The sequence below is a fragment of the Polaribacter atrinae genome (assembly GCF_038023995.1).
Taxonomy (GTDB): domain Bacteria; phylum Bacteroidota; class Bacteroidia; order Flavobacteriales; family Flavobacteriaceae; genus Polaribacter; species Polaribacter atrinae.
In genome coordinates, this window is the sequence record NZ_CP150660.1 from 2,959,693 (window position 1) to 2,985,358 (window position 25,666).

22 protein-coding genes are annotated in these 25,666 nt (G+C 30.5%); 9 read left to right on the forward strand and 13 right to left on the reverse strand.

Annotated features, from left to right (window positions below; all coding sequences use genetic code 11):
* Window positions 1-29 precede the first annotated feature (29 nt).
* Window positions 30-434: a GNAT family N-acetyltransferase gene (locus tag WG945_RS12900; RefSeq protein WP_197482074.1), complete on the reverse strand. Its 405-nt coding sequence runs from the start codon at window positions 432-434 to the stop codon at window positions 30-32.
* Between the two features lie 879 nt (window positions 435-1,313).
* On the opposite strand from WG945_RS12900, the gene WG945_RS12905 reads away from it, so the two are divergent.
* The 6 genes from WG945_RS12905 (at window position 1,314) to WG945_RS12930 (ending at window position 7,744) form a co-directional block, all read left to right on the forward strand.
* Entirely contained in the window at window positions 1,314-1,673 is a 360-nt protein-coding gene (locus WG945_RS12905) for a phage holin family protein (protein ID WP_068449469.1), read from the forward strand.
* Window positions 1,674-1,765: 92 nt separating this feature from the next.
* A complete protein-coding gene (gene tig, locus WG945_RS12910) occupies window positions 1,766-3,088 on the forward strand; it encodes a trigger factor (RefSeq protein WP_068449468.1) in 1,323 nt (440 codons plus the stop codon).
* Between the two features lie 167 nt (window positions 3,089-3,255).
* The gene (gene clpP, locus WG945_RS12915; protein ID WP_068449467.1) at window positions 3,256-3,918 is read left to right on the forward strand and encodes an ATP-dependent Clp endopeptidase proteolytic subunit ClpP; all 663 of its coding nucleotides are present in this window, start codon (window positions 3,256-3,258) and stop codon (window positions 3,916-3,918) included.
* A 56-nt stretch (window positions 3,919-3,974) separates the two neighbouring features.
* The gene (clpX, locus tag WG945_RS12920; RefSeq protein WP_068449466.1) at window positions 3,975-5,213 is read left to right on the forward strand and encodes an ATP-dependent Clp protease ATP-binding subunit ClpX; all 1,239 of its coding nucleotides are present in this window, start codon (window positions 3,975-3,977) and stop codon (window positions 5,211-5,213) included.
* Window positions 5,214-5,491: 278 nt separating this feature from the next.
* Window positions 5,492-7,510, forward strand: coding sequence for a DNA primase (gene dnaG, locus WG945_RS12925; RefSeq protein ID WP_068449465.1), 2,019 nt, complete (start codon window positions 5,492-5,494; stop codon window positions 7,508-7,510).
* Between the two features lie 102 nt (window positions 7,511-7,612).
* Complete coding sequence (locus tag WG945_RS12930) at window positions 7,613-7,744, forward strand: hypothetical protein (RefSeq protein WP_262501940.1); 132 nt, start codon at window positions 7,613-7,615, stop codon at window positions 7,742-7,744.
* Window positions 7,745-7,789: 45 nt separating this feature from the next.
* On the opposite strand, the gene nadE is transcribed toward WG945_RS12930, so the two are convergent.
* On the reverse strand, window positions 7,790-8,578 hold the full coding sequence (gene nadE / locus WG945_RS12935; RefSeq protein WP_068449464.1) for an NAD(+) synthase: 789 nt from the start codon (window positions 8,576-8,578) through the stop codon (window positions 7,790-7,792).
* Window positions 8,579-8,637: 59 nt separating this feature from the next.
* Between nadE and gldB the strand changes: the two genes are divergently transcribed.
* Window positions 8,638-9,597, forward strand: a complete 960-nt coding sequence (gene gldB / locus WG945_RS12940; protein WP_068449463.1) for a gliding motility lipoprotein GldB — start codon at window positions 8,638-8,640, stop codon at window positions 9,595-9,597.
* Entirely contained in the window at window positions 9,597-9,929 is a 333-nt protein-coding gene (gldC, locus tag WG945_RS12945; RefSeq protein ID WP_068449462.1) for a gliding motility protein GldC, read from the forward strand. Before gldB ends, gldC begins: the two co-directional genes overlap by 1 nt.
* 290 nt (window positions 9,930-10,219) lie before the next feature.
* Here gldC and WG945_RS12950 read toward each other — a convergent pair whose 3' ends face one another.
* From WG945_RS12950 to WG945_RS12980, 7 genes are all read right to left on the reverse strand, one after another.
* Window positions 10,220-11,734, reverse strand: a complete 1,515-nt coding sequence (locus WG945_RS12950; protein ID WP_068449461.1) for an OmpA family protein — start codon at window positions 11,732-11,734, stop codon at window positions 10,220-10,222.
* Between the two features lie 60 nt (window positions 11,735-11,794).
* Entirely contained in the window at window positions 11,795-12,919 is a 1,125-nt protein-coding gene (folK, locus tag WG945_RS12955; protein WP_068449460.1) for a 2-amino-4-hydroxy-6-hydroxymethyldihydropteridine diphosphokinase, read from the reverse strand.
* Window positions 12,920-13,020: 101 nt separating this feature from the next.
* Window positions 13,021-15,255 (reverse strand): polyribonucleotide nucleotidyltransferase, encoded by a 2,235-nt coding sequence (locus WG945_RS12960; protein ID WP_068449459.1) that lies wholly within the window; start codon window positions 15,253-15,255, stop codon window positions 13,021-13,023.
* A gap of 296 nt (window positions 15,256-15,551) precedes the next feature.
* On the reverse strand, window positions 15,552-15,821 hold the full coding sequence (rpsO, locus tag WG945_RS12965; RefSeq protein ID WP_068449458.1) for a 30S ribosomal protein S15: 270 nt from the start codon (window positions 15,819-15,821) through the stop codon (window positions 15,552-15,554).
* A gap of 195 nt (window positions 15,822-16,016) precedes the next feature.
* On the reverse strand, window positions 16,017-16,874 hold the full coding sequence (gene accD, locus WG945_RS12970; RefSeq protein ID WP_068449457.1) for an acetyl-CoA carboxylase, carboxyltransferase subunit beta: 858 nt from the start codon (window positions 16,872-16,874) through the stop codon (window positions 16,017-16,019).
* A gap of 164 nt (window positions 16,875-17,038) precedes the next feature.
* On the reverse strand, window positions 17,039-18,106 hold the full coding sequence (fbaA, locus tag WG945_RS12975) for a class II fructose-bisphosphate aldolase (protein WP_068449456.1): 1,068 nt from the start codon (window positions 18,104-18,106) through the stop codon (window positions 17,039-17,041).
* Between the two features lie 99 nt (window positions 18,107-18,205).
* Window positions 18,206-20,719: a BamA/TamA family outer membrane protein gene (locus WG945_RS12980; RefSeq protein ID WP_068449587.1), complete on the reverse strand. Its 2,514-nt coding sequence runs from the start codon at window positions 20,717-20,719 to the stop codon at window positions 18,206-18,208.
* 69 nt (window positions 20,720-20,788) lie between these two features.
* Here WG945_RS12980 and WG945_RS12985 point away from each other — a divergent pair, with 69 nt between their 5' ends.
* Window positions 20,789-21,520: a TrmH family RNA methyltransferase gene (locus WG945_RS12985; RefSeq protein WP_068449455.1), complete on the forward strand. Its 732-nt coding sequence runs from the start codon at window positions 20,789-20,791 to the stop codon at window positions 21,518-21,520.
* Between the two features lie 70 nt (window positions 21,521-21,590).
* On the opposite strand, the gene WG945_RS12990 is transcribed toward WG945_RS12985, so the two are convergent.
* The 4 genes from WG945_RS12990 to WG945_RS13005 all read right to left on the reverse strand — a co-directional run bounded on the left by WG945_RS12990 (window position 21,591) and on the right by WG945_RS13005 (window position 25,642).
* The gene (locus WG945_RS12990; RefSeq protein WP_282072722.1) at window positions 21,591-22,301 is read right to left on the reverse strand and encodes a porin family protein; all 711 of its coding nucleotides are present in this window, start codon (window positions 22,299-22,301) and stop codon (window positions 21,591-21,593) included.
* Entirely contained in the window at window positions 22,301-23,032 is a 732-nt protein-coding gene (gene ubiE / locus WG945_RS12995; protein WP_068449453.1) for a bifunctional demethylmenaquinone methyltransferase/2-methoxy-6-polyprenyl-1,4-benzoquinol methylase UbiE, read from the reverse strand. Before ubiE ends, WG945_RS12990 begins: the two co-directional genes overlap by 1 nt.
* A 140-nt stretch (window positions 23,033-23,172) precedes the next feature.
* Entirely contained in the window at window positions 23,173-24,078 is a 906-nt protein-coding gene (locus WG945_RS13000; protein WP_068449452.1) for a NifU family protein, read from the reverse strand.
* A gap of 178 nt (window positions 24,079-24,256) precedes the next feature.
* Window positions 24,257-25,642, reverse strand: a complete 1,386-nt coding sequence (locus WG945_RS13005; protein ID WP_068449451.1) for an OmpP1/FadL family transporter — start codon at window positions 25,640-25,642, stop codon at window positions 24,257-24,259.
* Window positions 25,643-25,666 lie beyond the last annotated feature (24 nt).

The window sequence follows — 25,666 nt, forward strand, 5'->3', positions numbered from 1 at the left end:
TTACTATTATTTTAATTTTATTTTGAGTATTATTTATAAAGCGTCATTTGAATTTTCTTTGATTCAAATCCGTTTTTTTTAAATAGTTCAATAGCGTTATTATTTTTATTGATGTTTAAAGAAAGGTTTCCGTTACAATAGTTGGTCGCTTCCTTAATTAATTTTGTTGCAATTTTTTGTTCTCTGTAATCTTTGTGAACTGCTAAGTAAGTAATAAGATTTTCCGATTGATATTCACTCATGCCCGTTTTATTGACGATAATTGCACCAATTATTTTGTCTTTTTCCTCTATAACAAATGCGTATCCACCTATATTTGAGGTTTCTTTAGCTGCATATAAAAGGGATTTACGAATGGCTCCTTTTTCTTCTTTACAATCTTCTAAATGTTCGTTTAAAAATTTTGAAATTTTATTAATATTTATGTATGACATCCTTGTAAAGGCGTCAAAGGTTTTAATCATCATCATTATTTCTATTGATTTGATTTATCTAAAACGATAAAAAATGAAAAGCTAAAAAAGCTCTAAAAAAAGAGAGGTTAAACGTTTGGTCGTTTATTTAACGAAAAGAGTGAGGAGGTATGAATTTTTTAGGTTGCTTTCTAAACACTAAAAAATTAAAGTTGAATATTCTAAAGTTACGCAATTTGTGTATCCTTACTTTCATCCTGCAAAGTTACAAAAAGCATATGCCACTATCAAATTATATAGGTTTAATAAGGAAATATCTTATTTATGTGTTTTTAAAAGCAAAAAAAATGTTGATAAAATAAGACGTAAGAATCTTATTTTTACAAACTGTATGGTAGTTTGTAAACCTGTAGTTTTATCCGAATAAAAAAAAGAATAGCGCGTTATAGAAACGTATCCTTCGTTTATAAAGACGGGTCTTTTGGTAAATTCTTTAAGTTGTTGATGTACCTATCTTCGTTAAAAGGTTTTTTATATTCTAAAACATCTAGTAACTCTATTGCCAAACATTGGCTCATAAATTGCTTAGATTCCGTTTTACTAAAACCTAATTCAATTAACCTTTTATAAGTGATATTTGTCTCTTTGGATTATTATCTCTCATTTGATTTTCGATAATTTCAAAAATTTGATTTTTTAAAGGATCGTTAGTTTTCATTTTTTTAGGTTTTTATCTATTCATGTAGAGTAGAAGTGAGTTTGTGTGTTTTTTAGGTACTTAACTTAGCGAAGTTAACTGTATTTAAAATTAATAACAAATTAAAGGCAACCAAAACATGACAAAAATGCAGATTTTTTCATTTGGTACAGTTTTAGCAATTATCTTTAAAAATAAACAGTATGAAAACCTTTTTAAAAATTCTATTAACGGCTTTAGCAGTAATTGTTTTAGCTAATATTTTACCAGGTATTTCAGTAGCAGGTTATGTTGCAGCAATTATTGTTGCAGTGGTTATATCGTTACTAAATATGTTTGTAAGACCACTCTTAATCTTCTTTACATTACCAGCTACAATTGTCACTTTTGGCTTATTTATTTTTGTAATTAATGCGTGTATTATATTATTGGCAGATAAATTAGTAGATGGTTTTGCCGTTTCAGGCTTTTTTGCAGCGCTATTATTCAGCGTTTTACTGTCTGTTTTTAGATCGGCATTATTTTCATTATTAAAAGAGGATACCAAAACAATCCAGAACTAAATAACATTACTGAATTAGAAGTATTTAACATTTGTGCAATCAATTAAAATCATTAATTTTGCACTCGATTTTTCAAGATAAAAGAACAAGAAATGAATATTACAAAAGAAAACATTGATGCGTTAAACGCAGTTGTAAAAGTAGATATTGTTGCTGATGATTATCAAGCAAAAGTAACCGGTTTATTAGAAGATTATCGTAAAAAGGCAGATGTTCCTGGTTTTAGAAAAGGACATGTACCAATGGGGATGATTAAAAAGCAGTATGGTAAATCTATTATGATAGATGAAGTAAACAAGCTTTTACAAGAGTCTTTAAATAAATTTATAACAGAAGAAAAATTAGAAATGCTAGGTAACCCTTTACCTAGAATGACAGAAGATTTTGATTGGAATGCAGAGGTTTTTTCTTTTGAATTTGAATTAGGTTTAGCACCTGTTTTTGATGTAGATTTAAAAGCTAAAGATAAAGTTACACAATATAACATCGTAGCAACAGAAGAATTACTTGACGAAGAAGTTAAGAACATTCAAACTCGTTACGGAAAAGTAAGTGCAATAGAAGAAGCTACAGAAGATTCTAATGTTACAGGTACTTTTGTAAATGAAGAAAAAGAAATTAACAAAAAATCTACTTTTATAGTAAAAGACTTAAATGGTGATGAGAACATTGCTAAATTAGTTGGTGCTAAAGTTGGAGATGTAATTGAGTTAGGTACTAAAGATTTATTTGAAGATGCGCATAGATTACAGCACCTTTTAGATGTGGAGCATGATGTAATTCACGATTTAGATATTACAGTTTCTTTTACTGTAGAAGAAATTACAAAAACAGAGCCAGCAGATTTAGATAAAGAGTTGTTTGATAAATTATTTCCTGACGGAAGTGTAAGTACTGTAGCCGAATTAAGAGAAAAAATTAAAGAAGATGCAGAAAAGCAATTTCAACAACAAGGAGATCAACAATTATTAAATGCAATTACGGAGTATTTAGTAGAAAGTACAAAGTTTGATTTACCTGCAGATTTCTTAAAGAAATGGTTAAGAACAGCTGGAGAAAAGCCTTTAACAGAAGAAGAAGCTACTGCAGAGTTTGATAAATCAGAAAAAGGTTTACGTTATCAATTAATCGAAGGAAAGGTGATGAAAGATAACGATATTAAGATAGACTATAAAGAATTGGTAGACTATGCAAAAGGATTTATCCGCACGCAAATGGCTCAATTTGGTAATACAAATCCAGAAGAAAAAGAATTGGATGATATTGCTGGTAGAATTTTACAAAACCAAGAAGAAGCTCAGAAATTACAATCTCAATTAATTAGTAATAAATTATTAAATTTTTATAAAGAGAACATGAGTTTTAAATCTAAAGAACTTTCTTACGAAGACTTTATTAAAGAAGTATATAAATAAGAACCCTGTTTTTTAGGTCACCTCAAGCTCAGTCGAGAGGTTTTAAAATTATAAAAGATAAAAAACCTGAGTTGTTAGATTCAGGTTTTTTTAGCGACAAACTGAAACAAAATAGTAAGAAATAGTTCTTATATTTACAGTATTAAACTTAAAACAGCATCACGAAAATGGATTACGGAAAAGAGTTCGAAAAATACGCAACAAAACATCACGGAATAAACAGCAACTATTATGGTAAGATTACAAGTAGTGTAACACCATATATTATGGAAGAACGCCAAATGAATATTACTCAAATGGATGTTTTTTCTCGTTTAATGATGGATAGAATTATCTTTTTAGGAACAGGAATTAATGACCAAGTAGCAAATATTATTCAAGCTCAGTTATTGTTTTTAGAAAGTGTAGATGCTAACAAAGATATTTCAATTTATATTAATTCTCCAGGAGGAGGTGTTTATGCAGGTTTAGGTATTTATGATACTATGCAGTTTATAAAACCAGATGTAGCAACAATTTGTACAGGTATGGCAGCTTCTATGGGAGCCGTTTTAATGTGTGCAGGAGCAGCAGGTAAACGTTCTGCATTACCACACTCTAGAGTTATGATTCACCAACCTTTAGGTGGTGCTCAAGGGCAGGCTTCAGATATCGAAATTACTGCAAGAGAAATTATAAAGTTAAAAGGAGAATTGTATGATATTATTGCACATCACTCTGGTCAAACTGTAGAAAAAGTACACAATGATTCTGATAGAGATTATTGGATGAAAGCAGACGAAGCAAAAGCTTACGGAATGATTGATGAAGTTTTAGCAAGAAAGAAGTAATATTAGCAATTAGCCGTTAACAAATAGCTAACAGCCAAAAGCAAAAAGACAATTAAATGTCAAAAGAAGAAAATTTAGAATGTTCGTTTTGCGGACGAAAAAAAGCAGAAACAGACTTGCTGATTGCAGGGATGGATGCTCATATTTGCGATAAATGTATAGAACAAGCGCACGGTATTGTAGAAGAAGAAATTTCTGAAGCAAAATCTAGCGACTTATCTAAAGATTTAATGCTAAAAAAACCTTTAGAAATCAAAGAATTCTTAGATCAATATATTATTGGTCAGTTAGAAACTAAGAGATCAATGGCAGTAGCTGTATATAATCACTATAAAAGATTATTACAGTCTAAAGACGACAAAGATGATGTAGAGATCGAAAAATCTAACATTGTCTTAGTAGGAGAAACCGGAACCGGTAAAACCTTAGTAGCAAAAACAATTGCAAGAATGTTAAACGTACCATTTGCTATTGTAGATGCTACCGTTTTAACACAAGCAGGGTATGTTGGTGAAGATGTAGAAAGTATTTTAAGTAAATTATTACAAGCTGCAGATTACGACGTAGAAAAAGCGCAAAGAGGTATTATTTTTATCGATGAAATAGATAAAATTGCTCGTAAAGGAGATAACCCTTCAATTACAAGAGACGTTTCTGGAGAAGGAGTTCAGCAAGCTTTATTAAAATTATTGGAAGGGACTGTGGTAAATGTTGCACCAAAAGGAGGAAGAAAACATCCTGAGCAAAAATTTATAGAAGTAGATACCAAAGAGATTTTATTTATAGCAGGTGGTGCTTTTTCTGGAATTGAAAGATACATAAGCAAGCGTTTAAACATGCAAGCTGTTGGTTTTAGTGCCTCTTTAGATGATGACAAAGTAGACGAAGAAAACTTGTTGAAATACATTATACCTTCAGATTTAAAAGCTTTTGGTTTAATTCCAGAAATTATTGGGCGTTTACCAGTTTTAAGCTACATGAATCCTTTAGATGCTACAACGTTAAGAGCAATTTTAACAGAGCCTAAAAACGCTATTATTAAGCAGTATTCTAAGTTGTTTACAATGGATGATGTTGCGTTTACAATAGAAGAAGAAGCTTTAAATTATATTGTTGAAAAAGCAGTAGAATATAAATTAGGTGCAAGAGGTTTACGTTCTTTATGTGAAGCTATTTTTACAGATGCAATGTTCGATTTACCAAGTTCTAAAGAAAAAGAACTGAATGTAACAAAAGAGTATGCAGAAGCAAAATTATCAAATTCTACTTTAAAGAAATTAAAGGCAGCTTCTTAAATTATTTAGGGCGTTACCTTTCAGGTCAGGCTTTCGCACTCGCTTTTTTTGTAAAAAACAAGAAAGAGCTCAAGCAATTGCTCAATCCTTAACGCGTATTGCTAACTAGAAAAGGAAGTTTTTAAAAATTTCTTTTTAGAATTTATAGAAACTTCAAAGGCAATTGTACTGTAATTTATGCAGTATATAACCTTTGAAGTTTTTTCATTTTAGAATAATTAAAGTAATTATTCTAATTTATATATTTGTAATCACTTTCCACTAATTAAACCAAATAAATGATATTAAGAAGTACCATAGACCGCATTTTCGAAACTGCAAGAGTAGAAGAGGTTATTGGTGAATTTGTTGTACTTAAAAAAGCAGGAAGTAACTTTAAAGGATTAAGTCCGTTTACAGATGAAAAATCACCTTCTTTTATGGTGTCTCCAGTTAAACAAATCTGGAAAGATTTTTCTACAGGAAAAGGAGGTAACTCTGTTTCGTTTTTAATGGAGCATGAGCATTACACCTATCCAGAAGCATTAAGGTGGTTGGCTAAAAAGTACAATATAGAAATAGAAGAAGCAGAGCAATCATCCGAAGAAAAAGCGCAGATGAATGAGCGCGAAAGTATGTTTATGGTTTCTACTTTTGCCAAAGATTACTTTCATGAGATAATGCTTAATACTAATAAAGGGAAAGCAATAGGATTATCTTATTTTAAAGAACGTGGTTTTACAGACGAAACGATTAAAAAGTTCGAATTAGGGTATTGTTTTGATGAGTGGGATAATTTTACTAATGCCGCTTTAAAAAAAGGGTATGATCTAAAATTTTTAGCATCAACAGGATTAACAATTGTAAAAGAAAACAAGCAGTTCGATCGTTTTAAAGGACGTGTTATGTTTCCGATACATTCTATGTCGGGCCGTATTTTAGGTTTCGGAGGACGTATTTTAACTGCAGATAAAAAAGCAGCCAAATATTTAAATTCACCCGAAAGTGATATTTACCATAAGAGTAAAATTCTCTACGGTTTATACCAAGCAAAGAAAGAAATTGCCAAACAAGATAATTGTTTCTTAGTAGAAGGTTATACAGATGTTATCTCATTTAATCAATCTGGGGTAGAAAATGTTGTTGCATCTTCTGGTACTGCTTTAACGCCAGATCAAATTAGATTAATAAATAGATTAACAAAAAACATTACCGTACTTTTTGATGGTGATGCTGCGGGAATTAGAGCTTCTATTCGTGGTATCGATTTAATCTTGGAACAAGGAATGAACGTAAAAGTGGTTCAGTTTCCTGATGGAGAAGATCCCGATAGTTTTGCTAAGTCAAATTCAAATGCAGAATTAGCTGCTTATTTAGAAAATTCAGCTCAAGATTTTATCAATTTTAAAGTCTCTCTTTTATTAAAAGATTCTAATAATGATCCTATAAAAAAAGCAGGTGTAATTAGAGATATTGTAACAAGTATCTCCAAAATTCCAGATGGTATTCAGCGAGAAGTATACGTACAAGAATGTTCTAGAATTATGGATATTTCAGAACGTGTATTGTTTAGTGAACTAGCCCAACTGTTAAAAAAGGGATTACAAGAAAAAAGTAAATCTAGCAGACAACAAAATACACCACAGCTAAACCCAAATGAAATACCACCAGAATTTGCTATTGGGCAAGAACAAACTAAGATGGGTTTGGTTAAAGGAGGTGCTGTTACTAATCAGAAAATAGATCAACTTTCAATTTTAGAAAATGAGATTATTAAAATTCTACTTTTATATGGAAATGAAGAAGTAGAGTTTACAGAAGAGGTTATACATGTTGATGATGCTGGAAAAGAGAAAATAGATACAAGAAAATATGAAAATACAGTTTCTGCAGAAATTTATGTCCATTTGCATGAAGATGAAATAGAGTTTTCTAATGTTTTGTTTCAAGAAATTTATACGGAAATTATTCATCAGTTAAATCAATTAGAAAAATTAGATATAGATGGTTTAATTAATCATAAAAATTCAGAAATATCTACCATTGTAACTTCTATTTTAATGGAAAAAGAAAACCCAAATAGACAGTTAAGTAATTGGGAAGGACAAAATATAGAGGTAAAGTCTGCTTTAGAAGTTTTAGCTAAAGATGTGAACGATGTGGTTTATAATTTAAGAAGAGTTTTAATTGGTGAAAAGATTGACGAATTGATGAGTGAGGCAGTATCAAACCAAGGCTCACCAATAGATTTAGAGGTTATTAGAAACTACACAAGTCTGAAAATGAGGCTCTTTGAAAAGTTAAATAGAGTTGTCTAATATTATTAAATTGTAAAACAGGGTGTTTATACCCATAGCTTTAGATTATGGTTAGATAAATTTTTTGTATATTGCAGCCGCTAAAAGAAAACCCTTACTGTTATGAAAAGACTATTACAATGTTTAAAAATTATTCAATTATTTGTTTTATTACCATTTGAAATTTCAAAAGGATCTAAGAAAAAAGCATATTTAAAGATAAAAAAAATAATGGTTGCTGCCAACCTATTATAATGATAAAAAAAAAGCCTTAATTTAAAAAATTAAGGCTTTTTTTTATCATCTAATTTCTTTAGGTATTTCACAAATAGGTATTGGCAACATTTTATGTTGGTTAATTCTATTTAATCTTGTATATATTTTAAAAACTTCTAGATCTCTTCCAGAAAAATCATCTTCAGATTTTCCTTTTTCTTGCATAACCATAGCCCATTCTAATTCATCATAAGAAGCGCCTATTTGGTCTTCATCAGTTCTGCTATCTCCAAATAAACCATCTGTTGGTTGTGCTTTTTGTATAGAATTTGGTACGCCCAAAAATTCAGATAATTCATATACTTCAGATTTCATTAAATCTGCAATAGGGCTTAAATCTACACCACCATCACCATATTTTGTATAAAACCCAACACCAAAATCTTCTACTTTATTACCTGTTCCGGCTACTAAAGAACTATGTAAACCCGCTAAATAATATAAAGTAGTCATTCTAAGTCTTGCTCTTGTATTGGCAAGAGATAGATCTACTTTAGGTGAAGGATCTGCATTTGGTACAACATTTTTAAAATCCTCGAAAGTAGAGGTTAGATCTACTCGTACATCAGAAACATTATTAAAATTATTTTTTAATTGTGCAATATGTTCTTGTGCTCTAGTAACTTGACTCGGAGATTGATGAATAGGCATTTCTACGCATAAAGTAGGAAAACCTGTTTTAGCGCATAAAGTAGAGGTAAGGGCAGAGTCTATACCACCAGAAACTCCAACTACAAATCCTTTTACTTTTGCATTTTCAGCATAATCTTTTAGCCATTTTATTATGTATTCGGCAACCTTTTCAGTCTTCATTGATAAACTATTTTAGTATTTTTAGCGTTCTTAAATCTAATGACTAAGGTACAAAGAATATGAGATTTTATTTTATGATTTTAATGGTTTTATGTGTGTTTTTTTCGTGTTCTGATAAAAAAAACACTCAAATTGATGTTTCTACAGTAAATATTGATTTTACCGTAAAAAGGTACGAGGTTGATTTTTATAATACAACTGTAAATACATTGCCTGATCTTAAAAATAAATATCCTTATTTATTTCCAAAATCATTTTCAGATAGTTTAGCTATTTCTAAAATAGCTAATAAAGATGAACAAGAATTGTTTTTAGAAACGCAAAAGTTGTATAGTGATATCTCACCGTTAGAATCTGAATTAACATCTCTTTTTAAACATGTTAAATATTATAATAAGAATTTTAAAGCACCCAATTTAGTGACAATGATATCTAATATAGACTATAATAGTAGAGTTATCTACGCAGATAGTTTATTGTTTGTTTCTTTGGATGTTTATTTAGGTAAAACGCATAGGTTTTATGCTGATTATCCAAAATACATTAAAGAAAATAACACAAAAAAAAGCATCATTGTAGATGTAGCAAATTCAATGATAGAAAAGCAATTAGTTTCATTGCCTAATAGAAGTTTTTTGTCAAAAATGATTCATGAAGGCAAAAAACTGTATTTATTAGATATGTATTTACCTGCTGTTTCTGATCAATTAAAAATAGGGTACCCAAAAGAAAAAATAGATTGGGCTATTGAAAATGAAGAGAATATTTGGAAATATTTTATAGAAAAAAAGCTGTTATTTAGTACAGAAACACCATTGAATAAAAGGTTTTTAGACAATGCACCATTTTCTAAATTTTATTTACAAAATGATAACGATTCTCCAGGTAGAATAGGCGTGTGGTTAGGATGGCAGATTGTGAAGTCTTTTATGCAAAATAATGATGTATCTTTGCAAGAATTATTAATGATTGATTTTGAAGAGTTATTTCAAAAATCAAATTACAAGCCTAAAAAATAATGTCAGTAAAACATAATTCACAAATTAATTTCGAAATTGGTTTAGATGAAAACAAAGTTCCAGAAGAAATTTCTTGGACAGCAAAAGATGGTGGTATAGATAATGAAGTATCTAAAGCTATAATGATTTCTGTTTGGGATCATAAGAAAAAAGATACCCTAAGAATGGATTTATGGACAAAAGAAATGCCTGTAGATGAAATGAAGCAATTTTATCATCAGACATTAGTGTCTATGGCCGATTCATTTGAACGTGCAACTGATGATCAGAAAATGAGTGCTACTATGCGTGATTTTTGTGATTACTTTGCAGAGAAGTTAGAGCTGAAATAAATAATACTTATTATTCAAAAAATAAAGGTTGTCCAAATTAATTGGACAACTTTTTTGCATTTGTAATAAGCTGTATTTGTATACCCGTTATCTTAGTTAAGATTTTAGACATAAAATCTTATACTATGTTTAAATCTTATTCTAAATAGAAAGTTCCCAAGGTTTGTATATGGGTATTTGTTTACATAGGTTAGTTTTTTTACTAGGCTATTTTATAATACTATAATTTTATACCCAAAAAAAAGAGGCTACATAGTAGCCTCTTTTTTTATTATTAGTAAATCGATTAATTATTCATCAATTCTTTCTACTTCTCCTATTGCGTCTATAGGCTTAATTTCAACCCTTCTGTTCAATTGTCTTCCACCTGCATTTTCGTTAGAGAATTTAGGTCTAGACTCTCCGTAACCTACTGGTTTAAGTCTATCACTTGATATACCGCTCTTAATCATGTATTTTCTCACACTTTCAGTTCTTCTTTGAGATAAGTACAAGTTGTATCTATCACTATTTCTGTTATCTGTATGACCTTCAATAACGAATTTTACATCTGGTATTTTTTTCATTAATCCAATAATTTGGTCAATGGTGCTATAAGATATTAATTTAATATCATCCTTGTTTGTGTCAAAGTAAATACTAGTTGCTAATAATCCAATTTGTTGGGTAATATTAACAGGTGCTACAGCTTCTTGTTTAGGACAACCTCTATTTTCTACTGGACCAGGAGTATTTGGACATAAATCTTTAGCATCCATTACACCGTCTCCGTCTGTATCAATATTTAAAGGACAACCTTCATTTGATAGTGGCCCGTATTTTAATGGACATTTATCTTTGTAGTCAGGTAAACCATCACCGTCTGTATCTACAGCTTGACCGTTACCATATACCATTGCTCCTTTAGGAGTATTAGGTTCAACATCTAATTGATCCATTACACCATCTCCATCTGTATCAATAATTTCAAATTCAGTACCAGCCGGCTTCTCAGGTGCCCAAATGATGTGTTCTTTTTTCTTTTCTAATTTTAAAACAACTCCTAAACTAGTAACAAAAAAGCTTTCCCAAGTCTGTTTATCAGAAACAGCTGCGTCTAAATGATCTTCATTATTAAAGTACATTCCGGTTCTAAATTCAAGATCGACTCTTCTGCTTATTCTTCTTTTAACACCTAATTGTGCAGATAGAAAAATTGAACTAGCTTCATTTACACTATTTCTATCAGGGTTGTAACCAAAGTCGACTAAAAGTTCATCAGGTGTTGTACCTGTTGGGTCAGTTTTATAAAGAGCAGAATCGTATTGATGATATCCAACTCCAAAATAACCAGCTGCATGCCATTTAGTTGCATTTCTTTGAAACATATTTGTTAAACTTACGATTAAATTTAACTCAGCACCGTAAGATCTACCTTCAAATCGCAAGTCAGAATCAGTAATAATATTATTTGGTACATATCTAAGGGAATATCCGTTTGAGAAAGATTGTACACCCCCAGACATTTTAGTATATGTAGCTTTAAACTCTAAACCTAAAATTGGGTTAAACATTTTATCTACATATATATAACCTCCAAAATTCCAATAATTAGAATCATCATCAACGCCAATAGAGCGTAAATCTCCGTGCATTATAAAATTACTAAAACCACCACCTACTGACCAAGTGTTAATTTCTTTAATTATATCATTACCTTTTATGTTGGTACTGTCTAAATTTATAGCTTTTTTTTCCGAAGATTGACCGAATGATTGAGCAATAATAATACTGCTAAATAGAATAAATAGAATAATTCTCCTCATTTTAATTTTTTGTTTTAAACAATATAGGGGAATGACTCCCGCAAAAATATATATTTTTTTTTAAAAATGCTTTATTTTATTAACAATGTTCTTATAATCAGCTTCATTGTTTACAAAATCTATATCCGAAACATCAATAACTTGCAAATTTAAACTTTTTTCAGTTTTAATAAAACTTTTATATCCATTATGAATACGTTTTAGGTAATCGGGTTCTATTTTTTGTTCATAAGATCTTCCTCTGTTTTTAATATTTTCTAAGAGACGTTCTGTGTTTTGAAATAAATAAATATACAAATCTGGTTTTGTTATTTCTTTATACATTAAATCGAACATTTTTCGATATAACAAATACTCTTCTTTTTGTAATGTTACTTGTGCAAAAATTAAAGATTTAAAAATATAATAATCTGATATAATAAAGCTCTTAAACAAGTCGAACTGCGCTAAATCGTCGGTTAGTTGCTGATATCTGTCTGCTAAGAAACTCATTTCTAAAGGAAATGCATATCGTTCTTTATCTTCGTAAAATTTTGGAAGAAATGGATTGTCAGCAAAACGTTCTAATACCATTTTAGCATTAAAATCTTTAGACAGTAAATTTGCTAAAGTTGTTTTACCTGCACCAATGTTTCCCTCAATAGCAATGTAGTTATACTTTTCTGAAATTGGTATAGGTCTTTTTAAAGTTTCATCTAATTTTACTATTTCAGAACTGTCATCACAACTTTGTAAGCATACTGAAATTTGTTTCTTCTCTATAGGATGCATTACAGTTGAAGCTATTTCTGCCAAAGGAAGCATTACAAATTTTCGTTGTAACATTTTAGGATGAGGCACTATCAATGTTTTAGATAAGATTACTTCATTATCAAACAATAAGATATCTATGTCTATTTTTCTATTATGATACCCTTCTGCTGAAGAGCGCTGTCTACCTAATTCACTTTCTATTTTTAATAGCGAATTTATTAAGATTTCTGGTTGTAAATTAGTGACGACTTTAATACAAATATTAAAAAAATCGTCCCCATCAAATCCCCAAGCAGGGGTTTTGTATATGGATGATATTTTTTGAATTCCCCCAATGTTATCATCAATTAAATGAATAGCATTTTGTAGGTTTTCAAGTTTATTGCCTTGGTTTGTACCTAAAGATAAATATGTGATATGTTGTAATTTCATTGTTGTGTGCAAAGAAAATAAAAGGATTCAACAAATACCCTATAAACTAAAAAAATCGCCAAAATTAATTGGCGATTTTTAATATCAATTTAAAAAAGAAATTATTCTTCTTTTCTTGGTTCTCTAGGTTTTCTATCGTCACGTCCGCGATTATCTCTGCTTCTGTTATCACGTCCACCAGAACGTTTATCATCTCTTGGTGGTCTTGCTACATAACCTTCTGGTTTTGGTAACAATGCCTTTCTAGAAACTTTTTCTTTACGAGTTCTTGGGTCTAAACCAAAGTACTTCACATCAAAAACATCACCCATGTTTACAACATCAGTTACATTTTCTGTACGTTCCCATGCTAATTCACTTACGTGTAATAAAACTTCGTTTCCTGGAGCTTCTACGTATTCTACTACAGCACCAAAATCTAACATTTTAATTACTTTAACTTCGTAAGCACTACCAACTTGAGGTTTGAATAGCATTGACTCGATACGAGCAATAACTAATTCTATTCCTGCTGGGTCTGTACCTAAAATCTCGATAATTCCTTCTTCAGTTACAGCATCTTCAGTAATTACAATTGTAGTTCCTGTTTCTTTCTGTAATTCTTGAATATGTTTACCTCCTGGTCCAATAAATGCACCAATTATATCATTAGGAATACGTCTGTTAATCATTTTAGGAGCATGCGCTTTTACTTCTCCGTTTGCAGTTGCAATCGTATCTGTAATTTTACCTAAAATATGTAAACGACCTTCACGAGCTTGTTTTAGTGCATTCACTAAAATTTCGTAAGAAAGACCTTTTACTTTAATATCCATTTGACAAGCAGTAATTCCTTCAGAAGTACCAGTTACTTTAAAGTCCATATCTCCTAAGTGATCTTCATCACCTAAAATGTCAGATAAAACAGCGTAACGATCTCCATCAGAAATTAATCCCATTGCAATACCAGAAACTGGTCTTATCATTTGTACACCAGCATCCATTAAAGCCATTGTACCAGCACAAACAGTTGCCATAGAAGACGAACCGTTAGATTCTAATACTTCTGATACAACTCTTACTGTATAAGGGCAATCTGCAGGAATCATTCCTTTTAATCCACGTTGCGCTAAGTTACCATGACCAACTTCTCTACGAGATGTTCCTCTTAATGGTCTTGCTTCACCTGTACAAAAAGGAGGGAAGTTATAATGTAAATAGAAATTTTCTTCACCTTCGTAAGATGGCATATCTATTTTATTTGCGTCTCTTGATGTTCCTAAAGTAACTGTTGCTAAAGCTTGAGTTTCTCCACGAGTAAAGATCGCAGAACCATGCACAGATGGTAAATAATCTATTTCACACCAAATTGGTCTAATATCTGTAGTTTTACGTCCGTCTAAACGTAAACCTTCTGCTAAAGTTAATTCTCTAACTGCAGCTTTTTGAGATTTGTTGAAATATTTACCAACTAAATCTCCGTAATCTGCTAATTCTTCTTCTGTAAAAGCAGCTTTAACTTCTTCTTTTATTTCAGCAAAAGCATTTGTGCGTTCTACTTTAGAAGTTCCTTTTTTAGCGATAGCATAACACTTATCGTAAGTAAGGTCGTTTATTTTTGCAGCTAATTCTTCATCTTCTCTTTCTCCTTGATATTCTCTTGTTGCTTTCTTACCAAAAGCTTCTGCTAATTTTATTTGAGCAGCACACTGAACTTTAATAGCTTCATGTGCAAACTTAATTGCATCTGCCATTTCTTCTTCAGAAATTTCATCCATTTCACCTTCAACCATCATTACAGAATCTGCAGAAGCTCCAATCATCATATCGATGTCAGATTCTGCTAATTGTGCTCTGTTAGGGTTGATTACAAATTCACCGTTTATTCTTCCAACTCTTGCTTCAGAAATTGGGCATTCAAAAGGGAAATCTGATAATTGAATAGCTGCTGATGCTGCTAAACCTGCTAATGCATCTGGCATAACGTCTTCATCATTAGACATTAATTGGATCATTACTTGTACTTCTGCGTGATAATCTTTTGGAAATAATGGACGTAAAACACGGTCTACAAGACGCATTGTTAATACTTCACCATCACTTGGTCTTGCTTCTCTTTTAAAGAAACCTCCAGGATAACGACCTGCAGCCGCAAATTTTTCTCTATAATCTACTGTAAGTGGTAAAAAATCAACGTCACTTTGTTTGTAGTTAGAAACTACAGTACATAATAACATTGCTTTTCCCATTTGAACAACAACTGAACCGTGCGCTTGTTTCGCTAATTTACCGGTTTCTAATGAGATGGTTCTTCCGTCTCCAAGGTCTATTACCTCTCTAAATACTTTTGGAATCATAAATTTTAATTCTAAATTTTTAATTTGTTTGTTGTTGTGTTGTTGTACGTTGTTGCAATGGAAATTCAAAAATGCTGTTACTATTTTTGATTTTTTTTCCTGCCTTTGCAGGAATGAGGTCAATCTAATTCAACCTTTTTTATATAGATTCTGTTTGTTAGTCAGAATTTAATACTTTTTTCATCCTCGTTTTTACGAGAATAACCTTTTACTATTTTTAAAGCAATTCTAAAGCAATGCTTTAAAATTTAAAAACAAAAAAGAGGAACATTTATAGCCCCTCTTTTCTATAAGAATTATTTTCTAATTCCTAATTCTGCAATAATTGCACGATATCTTAAAATATCAGATTTTTTTAGATAATCTAATAAACTTCTACGCTTACCTACTAACATTACTAATGAACGCTCTGTGTTGTAATCTTTACGATTATTTTTTAAGTGCCCAGTTAAGTGGTTAATTCTGTGTGTAAACAATGCAATTTGACCTTCTGAAGAACCAGTATCGTTTTTTCCTTTACCGTGTTTTTCGAAGATGCTTTCTTTTACTTCTTTAGTTAAATACATTCCAATATTATTTAAATGATTATTATGTATATCAATGATATTTTCATTGAAGCTGCAAAGATATGATTATTTTTTTAATTGGAGATAGGAAAATATACACATTATTTAGCTCTTTGTAAGATACATCGTAATCTGTTTAAGGGTTTAAAATCAGTAGATTAATTGTTTTTAAACCCTTTGTAAGGATATTTTAAATTATGCTCTAACAGGTATGTTTTGTATTAAATCAATATACAAATTAATCTGTTTTTTTAAATTTTTACGTTCGTAAATTGCATCTAAGAAACCATGTTCTAAAACAAATTCAGATTTTTGAAAACCTTCTGGTAAGTCTTTACCTGTAGTGTCTTTTACAACTCTTGGTCCTGCAAATGCTATTAATGCATTTGGTTCTGCAATATTAATATCGCCTAGCATGGCATAAGATGCAGTGGTACCACCTGTTGTAGGATCTGTACATAAAGAAATATACGGAATGTTAACTTCTGCTAATTGTGCTAATTTTGCAGATGTTTTTACCAATTGCATTAAAGATAAAGAAGCTTCCATCATTCTTGCTCCTCCAGATTTAGAGATCATTAAAAAAGGAATCTTATTTTTAATAGAGTAATCGATAGCTCGTGCTATTTTTTCTCCAACTACAGATCCCATAGATCCACCTATAAAAGCAAAATCCATCGCTGCAATTACAATCTCTTTTCCTAAAGACAACCCAACAGCTGTTCTTACAGCATCGTTTAATTTAGTTTTTTCTTGTGCAGCCTTTAATCTATCTGGATATTTTTTTGTGTCTTCGAATTTTAAAGGATCTTTAGAGGTTAAAGTTGCATCTAACTCTTTAAACTTGTTTTCATCAAAAAATAATTCGAAATATTCTTTACTACCTATTCTTACGTGATATCCATCTTCTGGACTTACATATAAGTTTCTTTTTAATTCTTCTGTATCTATTATTTTTCCACTAGGTGTTTTGTACCATAACCCTTTTGGAGTGTCTTTTTTATCTTCTGTAGAAGTCTGTATTCCTTTATCCGTTCTTTTAAACCAAGCCATACTAGTTGTTTTGTTTTAGGTTATTTCTAAATTTATGTAAATAAAATTAGAACCGCAAATGTAAAAGTTTTTTCTTAAAAGTATCCTTTTTGATCTCTAAACTCATAAAAAAAGCACTTTGATTTTAATCAAAGTGCTTTTTAAAAGTATTTTAAAGATAACTCTTATAAAGTATCTACGTTGTTTAAGTCAGAAAATGCTTGTTTTAAACGTGTAATGAAAGTAGCTTCACCTTCACGTAACCATTTTCTTGGGTCGTAATATTTTTTGTTTGGAGATTCAGGTCCATCAGGGCTTCCAATTTGAGATTTTAAGTAATCTGCTTTTTCTCCCATGTAATCTCTAATTCCGCTCATAAAAGCATATTGCATATCAGTATCAATGTTCATTTTAATAACACCGTAACCAATAGCTTCTCTAATTTCTTCTAATGTAGAACCAGATCCTCCATGAAATACAAAATCGATATGATTTTCTTCAACACCATATTTCTTAGTAATAAATTCTTGAGAATTTTTTAAGATTTTTGGAGTTAACTTTACGTTTCCTGGTTTATAAACACCATGTACGTTTCCAAAAGCTGCAGCTATTGTAAATTTATCACTTACTTTAGAAAGTTCTTCATAAGCATAAGCAACTTCTTCTGGTTGTGTGTATAATTTAGACTCATCAACATCACTATTGTCAACACCATCTTCTTCACCACCTGTAATACCTAATTCAATTTCTAAAGTCATACCCATTTTACTCATACGAGCTAAATATGTTTTACAAATTTCAATGTTTTCTTCTAAAGGCTCTTCAGATAAATCAATCATGTGAGAGCTATAAAGAGGTTTACCAGTTTCTTCAAAATGTTTTTCTGAAGCATCTAATAATCCGTCTATCCAAGGTAATAATTTTTTAGCACAGTGGTCTGTATGTAAAATAACAGGAACTCCATAAGCAACTGCTAATTCATGTACATGTTTTGCTCCTGCGATACCACCTGCAATGGCAGCTTTTTCACCTTCGTTAGATAAACCTTTTCCTGCGTTAAATTGTGCACCACCGTTAGAAAACTGAATAATTACAGGAGCGTTTAAATCTCTTGCCGTTTCTAAAACACCGTTAATTGTGTTAGATCCAATAACATTTACTGCTGGTAAAGCAAATCCTTTTTCTTTTGCAAAATTAAAAATATCTTGAACTTCTGATCCAGTTGCAACACCTGGCTTTATATTATGACTCATGTTTGTTTATTTTAATCATTAATTACTCCTCAAAAGTACTAAAAATACGGCTGAATGTAAGCATAAAATAACGAAAACGTTATAGGTTTTATTCCTGATTTAGAAGGGGTAGTTAATACCTATATTGTATACAGCATTGGCAAAGTTGTAGTTTTTAAACCATTTATTGCCATTTAAATATGGCTCGTATGTTTTAAAGCCAACATCTAAACGTAAAATTAAAAAACTAAAATCTAACCTTGCTCCAAAACCAGAACCTACGGCAATATCTTCTAGTGATGATAAATTATTAAATTTTGATTCTTCGTCAACAAAATCAGAACCGGTTATGTCCCAAATGTTTCCAGCGTCAATAAATAATGCTCCTTTTAATTTGCTAACTACATCAAATCTGTATTCTGCACTGGTTAAAAATTTAAGGCTTCCTACATTAAATTCTAGCCCTGTGTTTCTGCTTCCTGGACCTAGTTCATAGGTTTGCCATGCTCTAATATCATTAGAGCCCCCTGCAAAATAACTTTTTGTAAAAGGTATGTCTGAATTATCGTAAGGAATTATTGCTCCTAAAAAAGTTCTAATTCCAAAAACAGAGTTACCGCCTAGATCCCAAAATTTCTTGTATTCTAAATCTGTTTTAAAATATTGTGCTAGAGGTATATCTGCAAGTGTTTTTTTGTTATTTACATTTGTTTTGTTAGATAATAAACCTAAAGCATTGCCAGAATTTGCAAGTCTTATTTTAAAGAATGAGAAATTATTATCACTAAAATTTGATTGGTTATTGTAGGTATATGTGTAAGCTAAAACAGGTATTAAAAAATCTGATGTTACTATATTATACCTATTTAAAATATTTAAAGCAGTATTGTATTCGTCTGAATTGGTGGCTTTAAAGCTATCATCATCAGATACTTTTTTCATGAAAGCGAATGCTTCAGGTACTTGAGTCGCGATATCTGTAGAAAGAGGGTAGTTGGGGTTTGTTGTAATGTTGTTTGCAATATCATAAGCCTCTGCTACTTCATCTAGGTTAGAAAACTCTGAGCTATAAATATCAAAATAACTACTAATGTTTAAGTTTTGTATGTACTGCGTATTCAAAACTTCTAATTGAATTGTTTTCTTAGCATTGTACTGCCATTTATAATCAGATAAGAATGTAAATGTTTGCCTATCTAAACCTATGTTTTTTTGAAAGCTAGATCCAACAGAGAATAGGGTTCTTGGAGACATTTCTTTAGGAACCAATTTATTTAAACCAAAAGGAGCAAGAAGTCTTGGTATTTCTAAAGAAGCATCTGCTCCAATTTCCCAACCAGGACCACTGTTTGAATTAAAATATGAGCCTAAAAAAGATAGTTTTAATAATTCTGCACCTCTAAAGGCATTTCTATTGGTGATAGAAAATTTAGCAGAAGAACCAATATTTCTAATATTAGAATGTGTTATTTCTGTTTCTAAACCTAAAGTATATTTTTCTATAGGAGCTAAAAGAATATCCATTCTAAGTTCATCATCTGTACCCGAAATTTGATTAAATTCTATTTTTGTAGATTTAAAATTTTTAAGAGACTTTAAATCATTTCTTGTTAAATTCCTTAAAGTATCTTTATAGATACTACCTGGTTTTAAAAATATTGACTGCGATAAGTATTTTGGATTGTATTTAATTTTTCGGTGAGCTAAAAAATTAATTCCATCATACTTTAAAGTGTCTAATGGTGTTTCTCCTTTTCTTGTAAAAGAATAATCTGTAGTAACATTTACTTCAGTCACCTTTTGTACTTTATAAGGTGAGTTTACGTAAATTCCGTTTGTTTCTTTTAATCTGTTTCCAGAAATTAAGAAATCTACATTGGTTTTATAATCCGTTCTTGTAGAGTCTAAATAAAAACCTAGAGCAGATTCTGTAAAATTATAAATACCATTGTTTCTAAATAGTTTTAAAACTCTACTTGCTTCATTTCTAAAAGTTTTATCGTTGTATTGATTTCCTGTTTTTAAGAGTGATGGTGTGCTAGAGCTTTTATAAATTGAATCTAAGACTAATGACTCTATTTTGAAATTAATAGTATCTAAAAGAGTTGGCTTCCCCTTACTTATTCTATACGATACGGTGGCTTTTTTGCTAATTGAATCTCTATTTATATCTGATGTTACTATCGATTTAAAATAACCTTGATTTTTGTAATAAGTTAATAGATTTTTTTCTGTGTTTTTTACTTTTCCCTCACTAACAATAACAGGTCCTTGGTAATTTAAAAACCATTTATTTAAACCAATAAAAGTTTTTGCGTATGCAATACTTTGTTTTTCTGAAAAAACATTTTTAATAAAGTTGTAAGAACGAGGATTTTTTTCTCCCCATTTAGAAGGTGTTTTAGGGTTGTTTGGGTTACCTATATTATGAAAATATAAACCAACAGGTAAGTTTAAGAACTTTGGGTTTGGTTTTTGTAGAATGTATTTTTGGATATCACTACTCTTATTTTTTACACTATCTACATAAATATAATTTTGAGTAAGCATGTTTTTACCTTCCGCAACATGCTTTGTAGAATTACATGAAACTAAAAGGAGTAAGAATAAAAATGATAAAGAAAGTTTTTTCATTAATTTAGCAGTGCTATCAAATTCAAAAATAGTATTTTTCGGCGGTTTATATCCAATTACAATCAATTAATGAGTATCTCAAAAAATCAATTTAAATTAATAACAAGTTTATCTCAAAAAAAGTATAGACAAAAGCATAAATTATTTATAGCGGAAGGTATAAAAGTTGTGCAAGAAATCTTAAACTCTTCATTTGAACTTGAAACCCTTTTTTGTACGGATGATTTCTCTTCGGATGTTTCAGAAGAAAAAATAGTTCGTGTATCTGAAGCTGACTTAAAGAAAATTAGCAATTTAAAAACGCCAAATAAGGCTTTAGGTATCTTTAAAATCCCTGAAAATAAACGGGATGTAAATAAAGGTTTAACGGTGGCTTTAGATGCTATAAATGATCCGGGTAACTTAGGTACTATTATTCGATTATGTGATTGGTTTGGTGTATCTGAATTAATTTGTTCTACAGATACGGTAGATTGTTACAACCAGAAAGTAGTGCAAGCAAGTATGGGGTCTTTAACTAGGGTATCTATCCGTTATGTAGATTTGTTTAAATACTTAGAAGAGACCCCAAAGCCAACCTTTATAGCAGATATGGATGGTGAAAATGTTTATAAAACAAGTTTGCCAGAACAAGGTATTTTAATAATGGGAAATGAAGCAAATGGTGTTTCTGATGAAATAAAAAATTTAATTACTCATAAAATTTCTATTCCAAGGTTTGGAGAAACTCAAGAAACTGAAAGTCTGAATGTAGCTACAGCTACTGCAATTTTGTTGAGTGAATTTAAAAGAAGTTATTAGTTGTAGTTATTTATAGTAAAGGAGCTAAATATGTTCCTTTATATCTTTTTAGAGTACAATTAACCAATAGCTACTCAAAAGCTAAACTTAGAAAAACACCACGAGTCCCCATATAATTTACAGGCGCTGTCCAAGGGCTTGTACCACTACTAGGATTGTCATATTTAATTTCACTAGGTAATGCAAATATTCCTCGTATAGATGGAGAAAATTTAAAATAGTATAAGTAAATATCAATTCCAACTCCTACTTCATACATAAAGTTATGAGTTTTCATTCTAAATTGATTCGCGAAATTATCATCAGAATTATTTTCATTACTAGAAAAGTTATAGTTGTAAGAAACTCCTCCTAACACATAAGGTCTAATGTTTTTATATCTATCGGTACTAAATTTAAAGATTAAAGGGACGTGCAAATAAGTAGAACTTACTTCTCTAACGCTGTCTTGTGGGGTAGAGAGGTGGTTGAAATATAGTTTTTTAGAGTTGGTCATTAAACCGGGTTCTAAACGTAGGTTAACGTTTTTATGTAAACGTAAATCTGCAATTAAACCAACATTAAAACCGGCAGAAGGTTCTACTGTTATGTTTGCATCTGGTACTCCGGATTTGTTATTGTAACTAAACTTAAAATCATTCTGATTTAAACCAAGGTAAAAACCATAATGTATTTTTCTTTGATCAAAAGTAGGTAGGTATTCTACCTTATCTCTTTGCGCAAAAAAAGCGATGGAAGTTAAAAGGAAAAAACCGAATATTATAAATTTCTTACTCATCATTATTTACTTGCAGTATAAATTGTAGCAACTCCAAAAGTTACTGGTGTATCTTCTGTATGTGTAAACCCATTTTTTTGTAAAATATTGTTGAAAGCTTCTCCAAAAGGAAAAGAATTTGCAGATTCTGATAAATAAGAATAGGCCACTTTATCTTTAGAAAATAATTTACCTACAACTGGTAAAAACAAATTAGTGTATAATTTATAACCTTGTTTAAATGGAAACTTTGTAGGGTTAGAGGTTTCTAATATAACTAAAACACCAGTTGGTTTTAAAACTCTAGCGATTTCTTTAATACCTTTGTTTAAATTGGCGAAATTTCTAACACCAAAAGAAACCGTAATTGCATCAAAAGTATTGTCAGGGAAAGGCATTTCTTCAGAATCACCAACAACCATTTCTATTTTATCAGATAGATTGGCTTTGGCAATTTTTTGATTTCCTACTTCTAACATTCCTTCAGAAATATCTAAACCTACAATTCTGTCTGGGTTTAAAGCTGCCATCATAATAGCTAAATCACCTGTACCTGTAGCGATGTCTAAAATTTGTTTTGGATTGTTTTTCCCAACAATTTTCACCACTTTTTTACGCCATTTAACATCAATTCCTAAAGAAATTACTCTGTTTAATCCATCGTAATTTTCAGAAATATTATCAAACATTTGAGCAACTTGCTCTTTTTTTCCAAGTTTAGAATCTTTGTAAGGGTTTATTTTTTCTGCTGACATATTAAAAATCCCATCTTAATCTTCCTCTATGGAAGAATTAGCAGCATGAGTAACTGTGTTTTAATATTATTTATTTCCTTGTAACCTTAGGTTTCGTTTTTTGCTTCCGGAAAATATCCGATTGGAAAAAGGAAGTTTTATTATCCGTTAATTGCTACTACCTCGTTAATTTGATTTGGTAACATTTCTTTTAATAAACTTTCTATTCCGTTTTTTAAAGTAGCGGTAGAAGATGGGCAACCACTGCATGCACCTTGTAGGACTACACGAACTACTTTGTTTTCTTCATCATAAGAACGGAAAGCTATGTTTCCTCCATCACTTGCAACTGCAGGTTTAATATATTCGTCTAAAATATCTGAAATTTGTGCAGAAATTCCTTCTAATTGTACTTGTGGCTCAGCTACTTTATTTTCTGATGTTGATTTTTCTTCTGTAGGTAGCTCTTTAATGATTGTTTTTCCTGAAACTAAATATTCACGTATAAAAGTTCTTACTTCTGCGTAAACATCACTCCATTCTACCATGTCGTATTTGGTAACAGAAACATAATTATCAGAAATAAATACCTCTTTTACAAAAGGGAAGTTAAAAATAGCTTGTGCTAAAGGTGATGATTTACTTGCTTCATCTATGTTTTTATATTCAACATCTGTTTGTGTTAAAGATTTGCTACTTCCAAACTTCATTACAGAAGGGTTTGGGGTAACTTCTGCATATACTTCTATTGCTTCTTTTTTAGAAGCTGGAGATTCGTTTACAACAACACCATCTTCTTTTAAGTATGCTTCTATTTGTTCTTTAACTTCTTCTTGTACGTCTATCCATTCTAAAATGTCATAACGTTGTACGGCAATAAAGTTTGCGGTAATAAAAATCTTTTTTACAAAAGGTAAATAAAATAATTGTTGAGCTAAAGGTGAGTTTTTAGCTTCATCTATATTATTATACTCATAGCTTCCTCCATTTATTAAAATTTGATTGGTATTAAATTTTATAATGGTATTATTTGTAGTTTCTTGAATTGTAATTTTTACGTCTTGCATGGTGCTAAAATATTGAATTGCAAAATTAAGGGAAAAAAGGGAGATAGAATTGTTTTTTGTAAATATCCTACAAGGTTTTAAAATGGCTTGTATTTTTGGTAATTATTGTTTTTATAATCAACAATACCTACAAAAAAAACTTGTAGGTATTGTAAAAATAGTTATTTCGATTTTTAAATTATAGATTTATAGAAATCGAAGCTGTTATTGTTTTATTGTCTATTTGTAATTCTGCAGGATTTACGTTTGTGTTAAGGTTTGAATAAAAGTTATAAACGCTTGTTCTACTATTGTCACTAAAAGAAAGGTCTAGTTTTATATTACCAAAGTTGTAACCTGCTCCTAAAGAGTATCCTTTTAAATTATCTGAGTCTAAAGCAAATTCGTCAGGGGCTTGCTCAAATTTATAACCACCTCTTACACTAAATCTATCTAAACGCCATTCTGTACCTATGTTAAAAGAATGCGTGTTCTTTAAATTACTCTCAAAAAAATCATTTTCAACTGTAAAATTCCCGTTAGATAATTTTATGTTTTGATAGTTTCTGTTGATATAATCGATACTTATTAAACCATCTTTTCCAAAAATAAAAGCAGCACTTGCTGTTAATTTACTAGGTGTTTTTAGTTTATAAGATATAAGTTGACGATCATTATATTCTGAAAAGGAAAAAACTTCATCAGGAAAAAAAGCTGTTTCTCCAACATCAATATTACTATCTTGATTGTAGTTTGTGTCTTGTAAGATCTCTGTATACCAAGTTGGTGTTTGGTAAGCTAAGCCAAATCTAAAACTTTGATTCACTTTATAAATAAAACCGGCATTTGCAGAGAAGCCTGTTCCTGTTGTGAAATTTTCTTGATATAACTCTACGTCTAGAATATTACCGTCTTCATCGCTATTTAATTCAGTTAAAACAGATTTTTGAGTGAAGTTTAAATCATAGAAATTAAGACCTAAACCGACGTATAGCTTGTTCTGGTGTACTGATGAAAAAGCGATGTTTAACTCTGTTGTTTCTCCGTTGTAATTTGTATCGTATAGCTGACCATCTGTGAAATTGTATATAGTGTTTGGATCACGTGGATTTGTGTCAAATCTAGTAACAGCTTCATTACCTTGTGCAGAGAAACTATTTTCAAAATCTTTAGTAATTCTATAATTAAAACCAATTGTAAATTTATTCCAATCAGATTTGTAGGCACTATCAAAAACTAATACTGCACCAGCGTGAGAAAGGTTAAAAAATTTATTATTAGCTGTTGTTTTTTTTCTATCATTAAAGTTGGCGTCTCCATAACTTGCAGAAATATCTGAATTTCTAGAATTTAATGTTCCTGTAAAAGCACTATTATTAAAGACCGAAATACCTGCTGGGTTAATACTCATTGCAGAAACATCTCCTCCTAAAGCTCCAAAAGCACCGCTCATAGACGTAAATCGAGCAGAACCATTGTCGTCATTTTTAGAAAACAAAATACCTAAATCTTGGTAACCTAAAGATTGAGCGTAAGACATAGCTGTTGCTGTTAATAAGAAAGCTATTGCTATAATTTTTTTCATACTAATATTTATTTGTTGCCTTTT